Source organism: Lysinibacillus sp. 54212 (assembly GCF_036662795.1).
GTDB lineage: Bacteria > Bacillota > Bacilli > Bacillales_A > Planococcaceae > Lysinibacillus_B.
Genome location: NZ_JBAFWZ010000004.1, coordinates 1 through 13,687, shown reverse-complemented (window position 1 = coordinate 13,687; position 13,687 = coordinate 1). Strand labels below are relative to the sequence as shown.

The following is a 13,687-nucleotide window of genomic DNA, read 5'->3' as shown; positions in this document are numbered from 1 at the left end:
AAATTATCCTTTAGTAGGAGGTGTGGTATGGAATCGAAAACACCTGAAGATAGAAGAGAGCATTTGAGGCAGAAAGAGTTAAAAAAGAATCCGACTGGTACTTTAAACGATAGTATAAATCGTGGTGAGTCTGGAAGTTTATCTGATGTGGCTGGTGGTTTAGGATGGAAGGGTACCGGTATAGGGATTTTGGTGTTAATTATAGGTTATGTATTATATAAGCTGATATTTTAATGGGATGTACGAGGAGGGGATCACTTGAAAAAGAAAGGATTTATCATTTTACTTGTAATGATTCTAATCTTAGTAGCCTCGTATACAATTTATTATCGATATCATCCTAATATTATTGCACGAATTGAAATTTCTGCTATTGATGATGATCAATATGAAAGTATAGGTGGCTTATCCCATATAAAACACCCTGAGAAAGAGAATTTCAGCCAACTTCATTTTAATGTGAGGGTAAACTATAGTAAAAATATCGCGGATGTCCAAGTGGATCTCTCTAAAACGATACGAGAACTATTAGGGGAAGAGGTTTATTGTTTTGGTAGCGGATGGAATAGGAGTCCAGAAGGAGAATTACAGCATTCGGAAGAAATCGTGATTTATACAGGTGAAATACAAAAAGAAAAGATTGTAGACTTAATAAATGAAGGGCAATTGAAGGTAAACTGGAAGGCTGATGGAGAAAAGAAAAGTAAAACATATAATATGGGGGAATTAGTCGTCTTCAAAAAGTGAGTGAAGCACAGCTTCATTAATAACAATTACTATAAAAAGTCTATTGGAAATAAATTATAAATTTTCCAATCATCCGTTAACTGAAAATAGCGGATGTTTTTTTTATGCTCTCTCAAAGCGTTATTTTACATTAAAAAAAGGTGTCTAAATAGACACCTCCACGTAATGATTACGCCTTTGATTTTACTTTACCAGTCCAAGTTTTAAAGCCGCCCTGTAGCTGATAAATTTGATTGTAGCCTTTCTTCTTTAAGAAGATGGCAGCACGCGCACTACGCCCTGTATTTTGACAGTATAGGTATACTGGTAAATCTGGACGGATTTCTTTGTAGCGTTGGTTAAATTGCGTCGATGGAATGTTACGAGCACCTAAAATATGACCAGCGTCAAATTCCTTAGGTTCTCGTAAGTCAATTAGTTGCGCTTTTCGGTAGCCTTGAATAAACTCATCTTGTGCTAAATTAGTTACCGCTTTTTTTAAACGGAATGAATTGACAAGTACATAAACGATTATTACGCCTAAGATGACTGCAATTGTAATAAGTACGTTTGCCACGATGATAATTCCCCTTTCTCTCTATCCATTCTATTATAAAAGAGATTGTAGCGATAGTCGAGTGAGTTTGCTAAAATGTATACTTTAAGGAGATGAAAAAATGATGCAATGGTATTTTATAAATTCTGGTCCCTGTAGTCCGTCATTCAATATGGCTTTGGATGAAGCTTTATTAAACTGGCATAGTGAAAATTTGATTCCGCCGGTAATTCGCTTTTATGAATGGAACCCTGCTACATTATCTATCGGCTATTTTCAACAGGCTAACAAGGAAATTGATCTTGAGGAAGTAAAAAAACAAGGATTAGGCTTTGTGCGTAGACCAACTGGTGGACGAGCAGTGTTGCATGATAAGGAACTTACTTATTCTATTATTGTAGAAGAAACGTATCCAAATATGCCCCCGACAGTGACAGAGGCTTACAGGGTGTTAAGTGAAGGTTTATTATTTGGTTTTCGAAATTTAGGATTAAATGCTTATTTTAGTGTTCCGGATACGAAGGAAAAGCAGGAAGACTTAAAGAAGCCGAAAAGTGCAGTTTGTTTTGATGCTCCGAGCTGGTATGAGCTTGTGGTAGAAGGAAAAAAGGTTGCAGGGAGTGCACAAACACGTCAAAAAGGGGTTATCCTTCAGCATGGTGCTATCCTACTGGATCTAGATATAGAGCAGCTGCTTTCCGTATTCAAATTCTCATCCGAGAGTATGAAGGAAAAAATGCGCGAAAAGCTTCCTGAAAAGGCGGTGGCGATGAATCGGCTAGTTCAACAACCATTTACGATTCCACAATGCGTAGAGGCGTTTAAGTTGGGCTTTGAAAAGGCATTACAAATTGAATTAGTTCCTTATGAACTGACAGAGGAGCAGCTAGCTCAAGTCAAAAAACTAGAAATGGAAAAATATGCGAACGATGAATGGAATTTTAGAAAATAACAATCGAACGTGCGTTTTGTTTTTGGGTAAATTATTTTAAGTAGCGTATTCGTTGTGAATGCTAGCTCCACGCCAATTTTGTAAAAATCAAGCCCTTGATAGATTAAAAAATATAAGGTACTCTTTTTAAAGTGAAAAATCCCGAATCAATATATTGAATAAAAAAACCGAGCAAACACAATATATAGTGTTTGTACTGTGTGATTTCGGGTAATGATGAAAATGAAATGATTACCATAACAAAAGGGGGCTGAAAGATGGTAAATGTAATAGAGCAAACCATCCAAATCGACCAACTCAACAAAGATATTGAAAAATTCCCGCAAGTACACCAGATTACACCAGATATGAGTATAACGCATAAAGGTGTATCAAGACTTGTAATGATTGATCGGTATTCGTTTAAGGATACAGAAAAGAAAACATTAAAGTCAGGCGATTTTGTCGTGTTAACGGTAAAGGAAGATCCAAAATTTCCGGCACGTGGCCTAGGCATTATCCAATCGATTGACTGGGATGCAAAAAGAGCAGCGATTTTAATCGAGGAAGATTTTCGACATGTTTTAGAGGCTGAAGATGAGCAAGCTACAGGTATTATTACTCGCTCGTTAGATATTATCGAAAAGCCATTGGAGATTTACTATGAGCAAATTGCTAAACGAAATGCAACAGGCTTAGCAGCTGTAGAAAAAACGGCAGAGGATCGTGAAAAATGGTTCCAAAAGTTTTATGAGCAGCTGGTAAGTTTAAAGTTTATTCCTGCTGGCCGTGTAATTTACGGAGCAGGCTCGCAAACGGACGTTACGTTCTTTAACTGCTATGTTATGCCGTTTGTAGCGGACTCTCGCGAAGGTATTAGTGACCATCGTAAGCAAGTAATGGAAATTATGTCGCGCGGTGGAGGAGTGGGTACTAATGGATCAACTCTTCGTCCACGAAATACACTAGCACGCGGTGTAAATGGTAAATCTAGTGGCTCGGTATCGTGGCTAGACGATATCGCCAAACTGACTCACCTTGTAGAACAGGGTGGATCCCGCAGAGGTATGAAGATTTTAAAGTTATAATTTGTGTGCTTCTGCGTTAACAAACCTCGTGAATTGCTGGAAACTCTTTTACTGAAATATTGATCCGCTTACTAGGGGTGAAAATATGAAGGTTTATAGTGCTAAATGTAAGCAAATTTGTCATATCTGTGGTTTTACAATTTCTCACAACAAGCAAATAATAATTTCCATGGAGTGAGAAAAAGCATTATAAATGCACTAACAGCTACAACGTAACTGGAAACGGTAAACGTGAACGCTTGAAAATGTTAGTGGGAGAAAGACAATCAGCAGCCAAGCTCCTGTAAAATGGAGAAGGTTCAACGACCATCGAAAGCACGTATTTTATATACGGAAGTGAGTAGAGTAGGAATGAAGTCATTCCGAAGTGCGAGGGTGTCTCTGGACATAAGATATGGTCTCAACTTCTATGGTGACATAGAGAGAAGGAGTAACGATCCTTCGTAAGAAATTGGCACAAATGATTATGCTAGCAGATTGGCATCCTGATATCGTGGAATTTATTATTTCAAAAATGCAAAATCCAAGAATTCTGCGTTATTTGATTGAAAATACGAAGGACGAGTCAATCATTCGACTAGCAAAGGAAAAACTTAAATTTAAGCCTTTAAGCTCCTCAGAAGAAGCGATGTATCAGGGAATTGTTAATTATAAAAACATTCCTGGCTTTGGAGGGTTCGATGAAGGAATTATTCGCGAGGCGGAAACTAAGCTTCGTGATGGCGGTAATTACTCTGTTCACAACTCGGAGTTTTTAACAGGTGCAAACATTTCGGTAACATTAACAAAAGAATTTATGCAAGCTGTAGAAAACGACGAAGATTTTGAATTACGTTTCCCGGATGTTGCAAATTACAGCCCTGAGGAAATGAAAGTTTACAATGAAAAATGGCATGAGGTTGGCGATGTTCGCGAATGGGAGCAATTAGGCTATGGCGTTCGTACGTACCGCAAGATACAGGCTAGAGAGCTATGGAACTTAATTAACATTTGCGCTACATATGCTGCAGAGCCGGGTATTTTCTTTATCGACAATGCAAATGAAATGACAAATGCAAAAGCATATGGTCAAAAGGTAGTAGCAACAAATCCATGTGGTGAGCAGCCTTTAGCTCCGTATTCTGTTTGTAACCTAGCTGCTGTTAACCTAGCACAATTTGCAAGAAAGGATACAAAAACGGTAGATTATGAAGCCCTTCGAGAAACGGTTAAGGTTGGCGTTCGTATGCAGGATAATGTCATCGATGCAACACCGTATTTCTTAGAGCAAAACCGAATTCAAGCATTAGGAGAGCGACGTGTCGGTCTTGGTGTAATGGGACTAGCTGACTTGCTCATTTATTGTGAGAAAGAATATGGCTCTGAGGAAGGGAATGCGCTTGTTAATGAAATTTTCGAGACGATTGCCATTGCAGCGTATGAGCAATCGATTGAGCTAGGAAAAGAGCGCGGGAGTTTCCCATTCTTGGAGGGTGAAACAGAAGAGCAAACGGAGAAGCTTCGTGAAGCATTCATTCGTACAGGCTTTATGCAGAAAATGCCAGCACATGTAAGACAAGATATTTTAGAGCATGGCATTCGTAACTCACATTTATTAACGGTTGCACCAACGGGATCAACAGGTACGATGGTAGGGGTAGCAACAGGTTTAGAGCCTTATTTCTCATTTACGTATTACCGCTCTGGCCGCTTAGGGAAATTTATTGAGGTTAAAGCTGAAATTGTACAAGAATACTTAGAGGCAAATCAGAATGCGGATGAAAGTAATTTACCTCATTGGTTCGTTTCATCAATGGAGCTATCTCCTGAAGCGCATGCGGACGTACAATGTATTATTCAAAACTGGATTGACTCTTCAATCTCCAAAACGGTGAATGCACCAAAAGGCTATACGGTAGAGCAGGTCGAAAAAGTATACGAGCGTTTATACCAAGGCGGGGCAAAAGGTGGTACAGTGTATGTCGATGGAAGTCGCGATACTCAAGTGTTAACTTTAAAAGCGGAAGAAAATCATGATCTTGAGCAGCTTTCGTTTGAAGAAGAGCTTGTACAGCAGGATGGCGCAAAAGCACGTCCAGTTGTTCTAGTTGATACGATTGCACCATTATCACAAACAAACGTAACAATTGGTTCTGAAGTAGGCAATACTTGTCCGGTCTGCCGTAAAGGAACTGTAGAAGAAATGGGCGGCTGCAACACATGTACAAACTGTGGTGCACAGCTGAAATGTGGATTATAAAATAATGAAAACTGTTAGACGAAATCTTATCGTCTAACAGTTTTTTTTTGTACAAGCACATTAAATTAAGTAGATGCCTAATTAAAATGGTAAAGGTGCAACATTTGGAAATCAATTAAAAAAATGGTCTACACGCTGAATGACCTCGTCAGCGGAAAGGCCATTTGCATCAATCACAGGACCTTTTGTTGAGGTATCATTCATTCCCATAAAGTTTTTGTCTTGACCGGTAATTATACAGGCATCACATTTTTGGGAATCAGACTCATGACGAAGTTGGATAACTTCATACCCTTTTGCTTTTAACGCATCTTCAACATTTGTTAACGATTGTTCAACACCAATAATTCTAGACATAATTAATCCACCTCCTAAGTGTAATGTGCCGAATCGGAGAGAGAATTATTCATTAAAATCTAACTTTGTTTGATGTAGCTAAAAAAGCAGTAGATTATTTGTTGTAAAGGTTGTAGTCGGTTGTAATTAACAAATAATAGCGCAAGAATCATATTTTTCTTTCGTAAACGTTTTTTCTACGTATTCATAAAAGATATTCTAGTATTGCATTACTGATAATAATTTCTGAAGCCTAGTAGTTCTCTTTTCTCTTAAATCTATGGTAGAGTGGTAACAAGAATGAACGTAAGGAAAGTGGTTATGGAATTTATTGTATTAATTTTAGTTGTCATCTTCTATCAAATACTCTTTATCCCAATTTTAAAACACAAGATTGATTACTTACCGAGTAAAGAGCCGAAAGTGTTTTATGATTATAAAACGAAGTGGCAGCTACCATTTGAAATTGGTGTAATTGTTTTAACGATTGTATTAATACTATTATTAACACCTGCTTTAGGTTTTATGACGATTGTGCTTGTCCCTGTAGCGTTTATTGCCATTTTGGTAATGCGGGGATTTTTAGAAAGAAAATATATAGCTGATATGCGTCACCATATTATTTCGTTTGTCCAAGCATTTGCTATAGCATTTGCGTTTATTGGTATTTTAATTTATGCGCTAATCTTTAACTAATCCATCTATACGGTGGATTTTTTTGTTTTTTATGGAGAAATGAGCGGCAGTATAATTTGTATCAAAACGTAAATAGTAAAACAAAGTTTGCAAATAAAATAAAGCTTAGGAAGTGATGCATTGACACGGAAACATCTATTATTGTTAGCTGCCTGTGTTTTATTTATTTCCTTGTCTTATGTTGGAGTAACAACGAAAGCTGAAAAAGGGAGACAGTATTATGAAGAAACGGGACAAGTGGTTTGGGATATTCAAACGGAAGAAAAAATTATTGCTCTGACCTTTGATGATGGTCCACATCCGAAATTTACAGCACAAGTATTGGACATATTAGCAGAGCATGAAGCTAAGGGAACGTTTTTTATTGTTGGTCAAAATGCAAAAAAAACCCCAGAAATTGTGTTGCGTGCCCATAGGGATGGACATGAAATAGCAAATCATACGTATACCCATTCTTCAAAAATTTCGGTCACGGAGCTAAAAGAGGAATTAAAGCAAACAAATGAATTAATTTATAGTATTACGAATTATCAACCGGTCTTATTCCGTCCAGTGGGAGGACAATATACAGATGAGATGATTAAAGCAGCTTCTGACAATGGTTATCAAGTTGTGATGTGGTCTTGGCATCAGGATACAGAGGATTGGAAAAATCCGGGTGTGAAAAAGATTGTCAATAAAGTACTAAAAGGAACACGCCCAGGGGATATAATTTTGTTTCATGATGGTGGAGGAAAACGAGATCAAACTATTGACGCGCTAAAAGAAATATTACCAGTGTTGAAAAAACAGGGATATAAATTTGTCACTGTATCAGAGCTTGTCGAATATAAAAATCAAAAATATAACTAGAATAAAAAACGCCGATCACATTAGAAATTGATCGGCGTTTTACTTTTATACATTATCATGGTGTAGAGTTGCTGCAATCTCAGGATGTTTTTCGACTTCATGTAATTTGTTAAATGAAGCAATAGCAACCTCTACTTGATCGTTAGTTGGCTCCTTTGTTGTTAAAAGCTGTAGCCATAACCCAGGATAGCCTAAATAACGAAGGATAGGAACATTTCTTACTTTATTTGTTGCTTGAAGAACTTCAAAAGAAATACCAATCACAACAGGTATGAGTAAAATTCGTGAAATTAAGCGCACAACGAGAGGGTCATGTGGTACGAAGAAGTACACAAAAAAACCTACGATTACTGTGAAAAGTATAAAGCTTGAGCCACATCGATAATGTAAACGTGATTGGTTTTGTACATTTTCAACAGTTAACGGCTGACCGGCTTCGTAGCAGTTAATCACCTTATGCTCTGCACCATGGTACTGGAATACACGTTTAATAATAGGTGCCATCGAGATGAAGTATAGGTAGGCTAATAATAAAATTAATTTGAAGCCCGTTTCTAAAAAAATTTGAATCGTTTTCCCTGGGAACCATGCTTCCAATGATGCAGCTAAAAACATCGGTACAAGGGTAAAAACGAACTTTCCGAATAAGAACGATAAAACCCCAACAACTGCAACGCCTAATATCATTTGCAGCTTAGATGTCTGTTCCTCTGTTGCTTCTTCCTCTTCGCCAGGATTAACATCATATCTCTCGCTAGCAAACTGTAAATGCCGCGATCCAAAGCCAGCTGATTCAATTAGTGCAACAACACCTCGAACGAACGGAATTTTTTTAAGCTTTTGATAAATAGGCTTTTTTTCTTTTTTAACGTGAAAATAATCGATGGAATCATCGTTTCGACGAATTGCTGTAACCATATGATCTTGACCGGCAAACATAACACCCTCTAATAATGCTTGTCCACCGTATACAGGTGTTTCATTACTCACTTCTTTACACCACTCTCTACTAATCTGAAAATATATACTAGATTATTGTACTAAATTTTTAGAAATTGCACTACCGTTGCGCATACCAAAGTTTGAAAATGGAGAGGATAAAAGAAAAAAGGAGTGGTTTTATGTTTTATTTAGGGAATGTCACTAGCTTATTTTCAACCGTTATTCTTCTTGGCATGTTTAAAATTTTGCATTTATTCAATTGGGTAAAATGGCATCCGACTACTTTTCTCAAGGATGAAGGAATAAAGGATAAGGCGAGTCGGTGGTTGTTACTTGGCATTATCGTATTTATTATTTGCTTAATTATTTTTCTAGCCTTGCAATATGTCCAAAATGTACCACCGTTCCTATTGTCTTTAATTATTGGAGCAGCAATTGCACTAATGACAGAATGGGTTATTTATGATTTACCAGCAGAGATGTCTTCGTTTAAAAAACTATCTATACCATTTTTTGTTGTTATTATTACAGCCTGCCGTTTTATTATAGATACCGCCATTTTTCATCGTAAACATTTAGTTAGTCGAAATAAGTTGCCGTATAATGCGTCTGTGATAAAATAGTGAAAGGAAACCTTTTAAGGAGAATGAAAAATGAAGCTATTCATATTAAATGGACCCAATTTAAACCGCTTAGGCAAACGAGAGCCGGAAATTTACGGCTCTGAAACTTTAGATGATGTTAGAAAAAAATGTGAGAGTCTAGCAAGTGAATTTCATGCTACTGTTGATTTTCGTCAATCCAATCATGAGGGTGAGCTGATTGATTGGATTCACGAGGCCCAGGATACGAATGTTACAGCTATCGTGTTTAATCCAGGAGCTTATACACATACTAGCATAGCGCTTCGTGATGCTATTGCTGCAGTGGATGTACCGGTAATAGAAGTACACATTTCGAATATACATAAACGAGAGGCATTCCGGCACGAGTCTAAGCTTGCTGCAGAATGTGTCGGTCAAATTTGTGGGCTAGGCACTTTTGGTTATGAATTAGCACTACGTAAATTTTTACAACAGGGATAAGGGGAAAATAGAATGATAAAATTAACAAAACTTCGTCAAGCTTTAATGGATCAGGGGCTACATGCAATTTTAATAACAAACGAGTTCAACCGTCGTTATATGACAGGTTTTACAGGTACTGCAGGTGTAGCGATTGTTTCGCAAAAGGATGCGGTATTTATTACAGATTTCCGCTACACAGAGCAGGCTAATGCTCAAATTAAAGATTTTCGTATCGTTCAGCATGGGGCTTCTATCGCTGCTGAAGTAGGGAATCAAGTAGCATTAATGGGTATTGAAAAGATTGGCTTTGAAAAGGATGCAATGACTTACGGACAGTATGAGCTGTATAAAGATGCGGTAAAAGCAGATTTAGTGCCAGTTTCCGGTCTAATTGAAAAAATTCGCTTGATTAAGACTAGCGAAGAGATTAATATTATTAAGGTTGCATGTGAAATTGCGGATCATGCCTTTTCACATATTTTAGACTTTATACAGCCTGGTAAAACAGAGCTGGAAGTGTCGAATGAATTAGAGTTTTTCATGCGTAAACAGGGTGCTACAAGCTCATCTTTTGATATTATTGTAGCAAGTGGCGTGCGTTCTGCGCTACCACATGGTGTGGCTACAGATAAAATCATTGAAAAAGGTGATTTTGTAACACTTGACTTCGGTGCATTATATAACGGGTATATTTCAGACATCACACGTACTATTGCTGTTGGTCAGCCTTCAGAGAAGCTTATTGAAATGTACAATGTTGTGCTGGAATCACAGCTTCTTGCGCTTGAAAAAGTAGGGCCAGGCATGACAGGTATCCAGGCGGATGCTGTAGCTCGTGATTATTTGACATCAAAAGGCTACGGGGAGGCATTTGGACACTCAACTGGACATGGTATTGGCCTAGAGGTGCATGAGGGTCCAGGCTTATCTTTCCGTTCTGATACGGTATTAGAGCAAAATATGGTAGTAACAATTGAACCTGGAGTTTACCTACCCGGTATCGGTGGCGTTCGAATTGAGGACGATATTTTAATCACAGAAAATGGTAATGAAAGATTAACACATTCGACGAAAGAATTAATTATTTTATAATTTGGAGGAATATTCATGATTTCAGTTAACGATTTTCGTACTGGCTTAACAATCCTTGTAGAGGGGAACATCTTCCGTGTTATCGATTTCCAACACGTAAAACCTGGTAAAGGCGCTGCATTTGTACGCTCAAAATTACGTAACCTACGTAACGGTAACGTAGTGGAGAAAACATTCCGTGCAGGTGAAAAAGTAGAAAAAGCAATGGTAGAAAACCGTAAAATGCAATACCTTTATGCACAAGGTGATGAGCATGTATTCATGGACATGGAGTCTTATGATCAAACAACTTTAGCAGCAACTCAAATCGAGGATGAGTTAAAATATTTACTTGAAAACATGGAGCTTCATATTCAATCATTCCAAGGCGAAATGATTGGTATCGAACTACCAAACACAGTAACTTTAGTTGTAGCTGAAACAGAACCAGGCATCAAAGGCGATACAGCTTCAGGTGGTTCTAAACCTGCGAAAATGGAAACAGGCTTAATGGTAAACGTTCCATTCTTCGTAAACGAAGGCGACAAACTAATCATTAACACAACTGACGGTTCATACGTATCACGTGGTTAATATAAAAGGAAGAGCGGATTTCTTAGGAATTCGCTCTTTCTTTTTTTGTATAGGCATTTGCGACAAAAGCTTGAAAATGTGCCTTCCTGATTTTATTATATATAATTTATAGTGAACTAAATGAACTTGTTCTTTATTAAATAGAGTATAATTTTTAACCCCTAATTAGCCAATTTGACGGAATTGATATACGACTTATTAATAAATAAGTGCCATGATAGAAAAATACAATTTGGCGCATATTTTAAAATATGTTGTATATCAAAATCGACGTTTTTCAAAAAAAACGCTTTTTTTGCAGGCTAGTTTAATTTTTTGACAGAATTATTAGATCGTAGGTGGAAAAATGGGAACGAAAAAAATATGCTAATTCTGATGCTACTCGGACCTATTTTAGGTTGATATAAGAGCAATAACTTCATTCTTTAAAAGAAAGTGAGTTTTTTCTAGTTCGCGCCAGCTGCTCAGTTCACGGTATCTGCGTTGCAAGCACACTAGGAGCCTTTCACTAGCTGGTCACAGCTAAAAGGGGCACAAATGCGGTTTTCATCGTATGAAGTGACCCTTTTTATGCTTTTTATACATATAATCTATCCTACTAACGTACTAATATATTTGGAGGTGCTTGTACAGTAGCTGGAAGGAATGATACGCAAATAGGTGGTTTTAAAGCTCTTTTTCAACTGTTTTCGTTTGAAATTAGACCATTTTGGTATGGGGAGAGAGAAAGTAAATTATGGTAGTACAATGGTTTACTATCTAAAAGTAATACTTATGACTTTTTTAAGAAACACTTCACAGGCAACTTCATAGAGAAAACTCCGTATACTTTCTATTATTTTAATTAGAATTATTTAACATCCCATTTTTTGTTATATAATATGTATGTATGTTAAAAAAAGTATATTTAGGAGTTGTTTAGATGAAAAAACAATTTTTGCTTTATTTAAGTATGGTGATTTTTATCTTTACAAGCTGGGAAACTGCACAAGCGAACAACGAGATACATATTAACTGGAGAGAAATCAGAACGCCAGAACCTTTAGAGGATTTTTCTTTTTATGAAAAAGGAGATGGATTTTCTGTTGGTTCGGACGGCGCTCAGTTTGCATTTACGAAATCAAAGGATGGCTTTACTTTTAATGATCAGAGAATTCAGCCTCCTTATTATAAGCATCGAGATATGACAGCGGTATCTATGGTAGGGGAAGACGCATATATATTTGGAAAGCATTTCCCTTATGGAAAGATGGAAAGACAAATGTTTAATGATAAATATTCCGGTTATGGTTTTACTTTTCATGAAGTAGATCCTGTTCGTTATCCTCATTTATTGTTTAACGACTCGGCAGTTCAAGTTTTAGATAAAGGAAAGAAATACGTATGGGCTGTTGGTGAAAAAGGATTAATTTCGAGAGTAACACCTGCTACAGAAAATAGTACATGGAAAGAAATTGTTCAATCGAATGGGAATAATTGGACAAGCAATAATCTTCTTTCAGTGTTTGCAATTGGCAAAAGCGTGTGGACAGTTGGAGAGAAAGGAGCAATCTTAACATCTATAGATGAAGGAAAGACGTGGAAAACTGTCAAGGCTGGAACAGTAGACAACCTTCATTCAATCTGGTTTCTTAGTGAAAAGGAGGGCTGGATTAGTGGAGAAAACGGCATTCTATTAAAAACAGTTGATGGGGGTAAATCGTGGAATCAGATTTCGTTAGACATCTCGAATACTATTAGTAATATGTACTTCATGGATAGGGATAATGGTTTCCTAACAGTGGACAAATCAGGCGTATATTATACAAATGATGGAGGCTTCCACTGGACAAAGGTTCATTCGAATCCAAACAATACGTATAAAGCGATTGATAAAAATTCGTTGAATGAAGTATGGATACTACAAAATAATCAATCGTTCTTAGCAACATCTGATTTTGATATGACGCAGACGGGTCCATACGGCCATAGGGATGTTTTTAAAACAACGCTAGGGAATGAACAGATTGCGGCCTTAACTAAAGAGCGAATACTCAATGGATTTAACGGTTATTTTCGACCAGCTGACACATTTACAAGAGCTGAAACAGTGACCGTTTTAAGTAAGCTTGTATCATTTACAGAGCAGGGTTCGATTCCCTATACCGATGTAAAACCAGGCGATTGGTATGGGAAACCGATCGGACTTCTTTCCACGGCAGGAATTGTCAAAGGATTTGAAGATGGAAGCTTCCGTCCGACATCAGCTATAACACTAGAACAATTTAGCAAGATTTTATATGAAACAGACCGCTACCTAGGGAGGGATGTAGAAGTTCAAAATATAAATGCTTTTAAAGAGTTGTATAGAAACGCCGAACACATTAGCTCTTGGGCGTTGAATGGAATGGCCTATGCCTATGAGCAAGGTTATCTAGAAGGATTAGAACTTACCAATCTTCAACCCAATGTCCCTTTGAAAAGAAGAGACGCTGCAGTTGTAATTTACAACTATCATAATCAATAAGAAGTCTAAAAAACACGCCACTTAAAACTAAAATGTACCCTATAAGATGGACACTTAAAAAAGTCCTCTTGTAGGGTACTTTT

13 protein-coding genes and 2 pseudogenes are annotated in these 13,687 nt (G+C 37.2%); 12 read left to right on the top strand and 3 right to left on the bottom strand.

The features are described 5' to 3' along the window. Window positions 1-27: 27 nt before the first annotated feature. The gene (locus tag V4T18_RS03765; RefSeq protein ID WP_332646717.1) at window positions 28-234 is read left to right on the top strand and encodes a DUF6366 family protein; all 207 of its coding nucleotides are present in this window, start codon (window positions 28-30) and stop codon (window positions 232-234) included. A 24-nt stretch (window positions 235-258) separates the two neighbouring features. Next, on the top strand, window positions 259-747 hold the full coding sequence (locus tag V4T18_RS03760) for a hypothetical protein (protein WP_332646715.1): 489 nt from the start codon (window positions 259-261) through the stop codon (window positions 745-747). Window positions 748-916: 169 nt separating this feature from the next. Here V4T18_RS03760 and V4T18_RS03755 read toward each other — a convergent pair whose 3' ends face one another. Further along, window positions 917-1,303 (bottom strand): rhodanese-like domain-containing protein, encoded by a 387-nt coding sequence (locus V4T18_RS03755; protein WP_332646713.1) that lies wholly within the window; start codon window positions 1,301-1,303, stop codon window positions 917-919. 100 nt (window positions 1,304-1,403) lie between these two features. Here V4T18_RS03755 and V4T18_RS03750 point away from each other — a divergent pair, with 100 nt between their 5' ends. The 3 genes and pseudogenes from V4T18_RS03750 to V4T18_RS03740 form a co-directional block, all read left to right on the top strand. Then, on the top strand, window positions 1,404-2,234 hold the full coding sequence (locus V4T18_RS03750) for a lipoate--protein ligase family protein (RefSeq protein WP_332646711.1): 831 nt from the start codon (window positions 1,404-1,406) through the stop codon (window positions 2,232-2,234). Between the two features lie 257 nt (window positions 2,235-2,491). After that, window positions 2,492-3,280 (top strand): annotated as a pseudogene (locus V4T18_RS03745) (ribonucleotide reductase N-terminal alpha domain-containing protein); the annotation flags it as partial. A 475-nt stretch (window positions 3,281-3,755) separates the two neighbouring features. Next, window positions 3,756-5,540: pseudogene (locus V4T18_RS03740) on the top strand (vitamin B12-dependent ribonucleotide reductase); the annotation flags it as partial. A gap of 111 nt (window positions 5,541-5,651) precedes the next feature. On the opposite strand, the gene V4T18_RS03735 reads toward V4T18_RS03740, so the two are convergent. Next, entirely contained in the window at window positions 5,652-5,897 is a 246-nt protein-coding gene (locus V4T18_RS03735; RefSeq protein WP_332646709.1) for a YkuS family protein, read from the bottom strand. A 300-nt stretch (window positions 5,898-6,197) separates the two neighbouring features. Here V4T18_RS03735 and V4T18_RS03730 point away from each other — a divergent pair, with 300 nt between their 5' ends. Further along, complete coding sequence (locus tag V4T18_RS03730; RefSeq protein WP_332646708.1) at window positions 6,198-6,572, top strand: DUF4181 domain-containing protein; 375 nt, start codon at window positions 6,198-6,200, stop codon at window positions 6,570-6,572. Window positions 6,573-6,692: 120 nt separating this feature from the next. After that, on the top strand, window positions 6,693-7,424 hold the full coding sequence (locus V4T18_RS03725) for a polysaccharide deacetylase family protein (protein ID WP_332646706.1): 732 nt from the start codon (window positions 6,693-6,695) through the stop codon (window positions 7,422-7,424). Window positions 7,425-7,469: 45 nt separating this feature from the next. On the opposite strand, the gene V4T18_RS03720 is transcribed toward V4T18_RS03725, so the two are convergent. Next, window positions 7,470-8,414, bottom strand: a complete 945-nt coding sequence (locus tag V4T18_RS03720) for a DUF1385 domain-containing protein (protein WP_332646705.1) — start codon at window positions 8,412-8,414, stop codon at window positions 7,470-7,472. A 131-nt stretch (window positions 8,415-8,545) separates the two neighbouring features. Here V4T18_RS03720 and V4T18_RS03715 point away from each other — a divergent pair, with 131 nt between their 5' ends. From V4T18_RS03715 to V4T18_RS03695, 5 genes are all read left to right on the top strand, one after another. Continuing rightward, the gene (locus tag V4T18_RS03715) at window positions 8,546-8,989 is read left to right on the top strand and encodes a DNA helicase (RefSeq protein WP_332646703.1); all 444 of its coding nucleotides are present in this window, start codon (window positions 8,546-8,548) and stop codon (window positions 8,987-8,989) included. A gap of 30 nt (window positions 8,990-9,019) precedes the next feature. Next, a complete protein-coding gene (gene aroQ, locus V4T18_RS03710) occupies window positions 9,020-9,451 on the top strand; it encodes a type II 3-dehydroquinate dehydratase (RefSeq protein ID WP_332646701.1) in 432 nt (143 codons plus the stop codon). Window positions 9,452-9,463: 12 nt separating this feature from the next. Further along, complete coding sequence (locus V4T18_RS03705; protein ID WP_332646700.1) at window positions 9,464-10,525, top strand: M24 family metallopeptidase; 1,062 nt, start codon at window positions 9,464-9,466, stop codon at window positions 10,523-10,525. Window positions 10,526-10,540: 15 nt separating this feature from the next. Then, on the top strand, window positions 10,541-11,098 hold the full coding sequence (gene efp / locus V4T18_RS03700; protein ID WP_332646698.1) for an elongation factor P: 558 nt from the start codon (window positions 10,541-10,543) through the stop codon (window positions 11,096-11,098). Between the two features lie 922 nt (window positions 11,099-12,020). After that, window positions 12,021-13,604, top strand: coding sequence for an S-layer homology domain-containing protein (locus V4T18_RS03695; RefSeq protein ID WP_332646696.1), 1,584 nt, complete (start codon window positions 12,021-12,023; stop codon window positions 13,602-13,604). Window positions 13,605-13,687 lie beyond the last annotated feature (83 nt).

Bases quoted from the DNA above. Each gene is read 5' to 3' on its own strand.
- V4T18_RS03715 (WP_332646703.1), top strand. From the start codon at position 8,546: ATGTTTTATTTAGGGAATGTCACTAGCTTATTTTCAACCGTTATTCTT.
- V4T18_RS03705 (WP_332646700.1), top strand. From the start codon at position 9,464: ATGATAAAATTAACAAAACTTCGTCAAGCTTTAATGGATCAGGGGCTA.
- aroQ (WP_332646701.1), top strand. From the start codon at position 9,020: ATGAAGCTATTCATATTAAATGGACCCAATTTAAACCGCTTAGGCAAA.
- V4T18_RS03695 (WP_332646696.1), top strand. From the start codon at position 12,021: ATGAAAAAACAATTTTTGCTTTATTTAAGTATGGTGATTTTTATCTTT.
- V4T18_RS03765 (WP_332646717.1), top strand. From the start codon at position 28: ATGGAATCGAAAACACCTGAAGATAGAAGAGAGCATTTGAGGCAGAAA.
- V4T18_RS03730 (WP_332646708.1), top strand. From the start codon at position 6,198: ATGGAATTTATTGTATTAATTTTAGTTGTCATCTTCTATCAAATACTC.
- efp (WP_332646698.1), top strand. From the start codon at position 10,541: ATGATTTCAGTTAACGATTTTCGTACTGGCTTAACAATCCTTGTAGAG.
- V4T18_RS03735 (WP_332646709.1), bottom strand. From the start codon at position 5,897: ATGTCTAGAATTATTGGTGTTGAACAATCGTTAACAAATGTTGAAGAT.
- V4T18_RS03750 (WP_332646711.1), top strand. From the start codon at position 1,404: ATGATGCAATGGTATTTTATAAATTCTGGTCCCTGTAGTCCGTCATTC.